The 4,567-nt window shown below is 35.4% G+C and carries 4 protein-coding genes; all 4 read left to right on the top strand.

Features of this window, described 5'->3' with window-relative positions; genetic code table 11:
- Positions 1–819, top strand: an 819-nt coding sequence (nfo, locus tag MVY38_RS03450; RefSeq protein ID WP_297483610.1) for a deoxyribonuclease IV, incomplete at its 5' end; no start/stop codon positions are given.
- A gap of 61 nt (positions 820–880) precedes the next feature.
- On the top strand, positions 881–2,230 hold the full coding sequence (locus MVY38_RS03445) for a prolyl oligopeptidase family serine peptidase (protein ID WP_297483612.1): 1,350 nt from the start codon (positions 881–883) through the stop codon (positions 2,228–2,230).
- The gene (locus MVY38_RS03440; protein ID WP_297483609.1) at positions 2,227–3,429 is read left to right on the top strand and encodes an outer membrane protein transport protein; all 1,203 of its coding nucleotides are present in this window, start codon (positions 2,227–2,229) and stop codon (positions 3,427–3,429) included. The genes MVY38_RS03445 and MVY38_RS03440 overlap by 4 nt, the downstream gene beginning before the upstream one ends.
- Positions 3,430–3,437: 8 nt before the next feature.
- Positions 3,438–4,567: AAA family ATPase (locus tag MVY38_RS03435; protein ID WP_297483607.1), on the top strand; the 1,130-nt coding region annotated here is incomplete at its 3' end.

Raw genomic sequence — 4,567 nt, 5'->3', positions numbered from 1 at the left:
GAGAAAATTGGAGCAAAGGCATTTGCTCTTTTTACAAAAAATCAGAGACAATGGGTGGCAAAGCCACTTGATGCTGAGACGATAGATAAATTTAAAAAAGCGCTTGATGCAAGTGGTATTTTGCCCAAACATGTGTTACCTCACGATAGTTACCTTATAAACCTTGGACATCCTGAAGTTGAAAAGCTGGAAAAATCAAGGGCTGCGTTTATAGATGAGCTAGAGCGTTGTGATTTGCTAGGGCTCGACAGACTTAATTTTCATCCGGGGAGTCACTTGGCAAAAGTGGCTAAAAAAGATAAAGAGAACCCAGAAGTGATGCAACCCATAGAAGATGTATGTCTTGATGTTATTGCAGAGTCGATTAACATTGCACTTGATAAAACAAAAAATGTTAAAGCAGTCATTGAAAATACTGCAGGTCAGGGAAGTAACCTTGGTTGGAAGTTTGAGCATATCGCACATATTATCGACAAAGTAGAAGATAAAAGTCGCGTGGGTGTCTGCATTGATACTTGTCATATGTTTACAGCAGGGTATGACATTAGAACACGCGAGGCGTATGACAAAACATGGGCTGCGTTTGGCGACATTATAGGTTTTGAATATTTGAGTGGAATGCACATTAATGACTCTAAGCCACCACTAGGCTCGCACGTGGACAGACACCACTCACTTGGAAAGGGTGAAATAGGAATTGATGCGTTTAAGTTTATTATGAATGATGAGCGAATGGATGATATTCCACTTATTTTAGAAACAATTGATGAGACAATTTGGAAAGAAGAGATAGAGATGCTTTACTCTTTTATAGAGTAAAATAAAATTTTTCGTTACAATATGGGTATATTTTTAGAGGGGGAATTAAATTTTGTTAAAAATGTATCTAAAAAAAAGTGCGGTATATGCTGTCTCTTTATCGTTAGTAGGTTTTATAAGTGCCTGTGGAGTTAGTGGGAATGATGGAACAGATAGTGTTAGTGGGGGTCTTAATAATCTAGTAAAAGCAACAGTCATTGATGATATTAATGCTTCAACAATGTTGCAAGTGATTCATACTAAAATAGATTCAAATGCAACAAATGCTTTTGGATATAAAGCAGTCAAAATTAGTTATAAAACAGTTGGTCAAGATGATAAACCATTAGTTGCATCAGGTCTTTTAGTTATCCCAACTGCCACAGCTCAGTACCAACAGTATCGTCTCTCACAAGGAAAAAAACCGTTTTCTGTTTCAATGCTTTGTAATAATCATGGAACTATTTTTAAGGATACAGAAGCTCCAAGTAATGTAGAATTGTTAAATGGATCATATCCTCAAGCAGTTTTAATGACAGGGTATGCTGGATTTGCAGCAATTTATCCAGACTATATTGGTTTTGGTGATTCAAATACAACGGTACATCCATATATATTGAAAAAAGCGGCAGCAAGAGAAGCAGTAGATATGCTAAAAGCTAGTATGACATATATGAAAAACAACAATGTAGTATTAAACTATCAGCTCTATATTTCTGGTTATTCTGAAGGTGGATATAATGCTCTTGCTATGGCTGAAGAGGTTGAAAAGAACTTCTCAGATAAAGTTAATCTAATGGGTGTCGCTCCTATGGCTGGTCCTTACAATGTTGAAGCATTGGCTGATGTTGATTTAAACGCAACACAGCCAATGGCATATCCTGCATTTTTGGCTGATTTAGCTTATTCTTATACTCATTATTATAATGATGTTAATCTAAGTGATATTGCAATCCCATCTTTAGCTCAGTTTCAACTAGCGTTTAGTGGGCAGTATGATACAGTACCTATCCATATTATTTTAGGAATGGGAGCTGTTGATGCGCAAGGAAATATAACAGATTACGGATTTTATACCCATGCAACTAATGAACTTTTTAAAGACAGTTTCATTTCTGATTATCAAAATAATCAAAATAATATTATGAGACAAAAGTTTGCCGAAAACACGCTTGATAATTCGACACCAAGAAGCAAAATGAACTTTATTCAGTGTGTTGATGATGATATTATTCCTTTTAGTGAATCTAATGATATATACAATAAATTTAAAGCTAATGGTGCAGATGTAACTCTTACGCCTATTCCAACTGGAATGTTATCTCAACAGAAAGATGCAACACATCCTTTTGTTCATGTAAATTGTGTGCCCGCAGCTTATGCAACTGCAGTAAAATGGTTTGCTGCAATTAGAAATGGAGATATAAAATGAGAAATATAATTAAAGTAACAACACTTTCTTTAGTAGCTGCGGGAACTCTTTATGCAGGTGGATATAAAATACCAGAAACATCACTCAATGCAATAGCCCTCTCTGCGGCAAATGTCGCACACTCTCACGGTGCAGAGAATGCTTATTCAAATCCTGCAAATATGGTTTTTATGGAAAATAAACAGAATATTGAAGCGGATTTAATCTATATTGGGCTTGATCCAGTAAGGTATAAATCTAACGATGGTAAAACAGATATAAATGCAAAAAAAGAGACATTTCTTTTACCATCACTGCATTATGTTTCAAAAAAACTTGGAAATAATGCTCGTGTAGGTTTAAGCATTGTAGTCCCAGGTGGACTATCCAAAAGATGGAATGATTCTCCTGCTGTTGAAAAAGCTAAAGAATTCACGCTAAAAGTAATAGAAATAAATCCAAGTGCTGCGTTTAAAATAAATGATAAGCTTGGTGTTGCAGTTGGTTTCCGAATTGTTAGTACTACTGGTATAGTTAAAAGTTCAGCTGCCATTTCTCGTGATATGACAGGAGACAGCATCGATATGGGTTATAATTTGGCACTTGCTTATAAACCAACAAAAGCATTAGAAATAGGCTTAACATATAGATCGAATGTTGATTTAACAGTTGAGGGAAATGCAAAATTATATATTGGCAATGCGAAAGTCTATGATGGTGGTTCAAGTGTAACTGTACCTCTTCCTGCAACCATAGATGCAGCAGTAGCATATACATTTCCAACACAAACAACAGTTGAGTTTGTCTATGAAAGAGTAAACTGGTCAGCATATAAAAATCTTGATTTTAATTATGTAAGTAATAGTCCAACTATTTTGAAGCCTTATTTTGATGACCCAATTGCAAAGGAGTGGAAAGATACAAATGTTTATCGTTTAGGTATAACACAGCAAATGGAGAAGTACACTCTTATGGCAGGAGCTGTAAAAGATGAATCTCCGGTACCTAACAAGAGCTTAGGTTTTGAACTGCCTGATTCTGACTCTGTTTCAGTTTCTGGTGGAGTGCGTTACCAATACTCAAAAAATCTCAATGTAGGTTTTGCAGCGCTTTACTCTATGCGAGACACAAGAAAAACTACGAATGACAATGATGTAGATGGTGAGTTCTCAAACTCAAATGTATTGATTATGTCTGCCGGACTTGGATATAAATTTTAAGGAAACAGTTGAATACTTTAGTTAATTTTTTAAAAACAAAAGAGATAGAAAAATCGGACATCTTTATACATTTAAAGTGTAATAAAGATGAAGCAAAAATGTTGCAACACATTGCAGTTAAATATATGAAAGGACAAGATGATGTACTTGTCCTTGAGCTTTTACAAGATTTGTATAAAAGTGAAAACTACGAGCATTTACAACATCTAAAAGAGGTAAAAAATCTTTTAGAACTTGGTTGGTTGCACCAGCAGAGTTTTACTCCTGTGAAAATTTCAGAGGTAACTCCCTTAGAACTTTTAAACAGTGCAGTAGGGCTTACACCTTCGTTTTTAAAACTACTTCAAGATGGTACGCTTGATTTGGATTTACCAGATATTAAGCCCTATGCAGATCATCTTGAATACCTTCAAGACCAATTTTTTAGAATTGAGCTTTATCAAAAAATGAGTGTTATCCGTCAAAATGTGCATGAACACTCTTTGGGTATAGACAGACTACAAAACAAACTCCAACATCTCGAAAAACGCATACAGGAGAGGGTCAAACAGACTTCTGAAAATTTAGGACTCGACAAATTTTTTAAACAAAAGAAGATGAGCAACTACGAACAGGTGATTTTTATTGCACTATTGCGTGAAGAGTATGGCTCTACTGACTCATCTTTGCGTGAGATGAATACGCTTATTGATTTAATCTCTTTAGATGATTATGAGCGTATAAAAAATCGCTCTCTTTTAGAAGAAGGCTCGAACCTTTTGAGCAGTGGCATTATTGATTATGAAGAGATGCTCAATCCTTTTGGTGGTATTAGCCGCTCTTTTTACATTGTAGATGATGTGCTTCAAAGTATTATTCATCCACAAAAAACAAAAAAAGTAACACGCTTGAAACTCGGTGCTTTAGTAGCTGAACAAGATATATTTGAACTTATAGACAGCGATACCTCTTTGGATGATGTCGTTCTAAATGAGAGTACAAAAGAGACGCTTGACAACTTAATGAAACAGGTGGATAAAGATGTTGTCTCTCGTCTTGTCAAATGGGGCATAAAAGATAAAAAAAGTGGTATTGATGCGCGTATTATCTTTTATGGTGCAGCAGGAACGGGAAAAACAATGACAGCATACTCACTTGC

It is taken from the genome of Sulfurimonas sp. (genome assembly GCF_027056685.1).
Taxonomy (GTDB): domain Bacteria; phylum Campylobacterota; class Campylobacteria; order Campylobacterales; family Sulfurimonadaceae; genus Sulfurimonas.
The sequence above is the reverse complement of the archived record's forward strand: the minus strand, read 5'-3'. Positions and strand labels throughout refer to the sequence as shown.

Coding starts and splice junctions, on each gene's coding strand:
- MVY38_RS03445 (WP_297483612.1), top strand. CDS start 881: ATGTATCTAAAAAAAAGTGCGGTATATGCTGTCTCTTTATCGTTAGTA.
- MVY38_RS03440 (WP_297483609.1), top strand. CDS start 2,227: ATGAGAAATATAATTAAAGTAACAACACTTTCTTTAGTAGCTGCGGGA.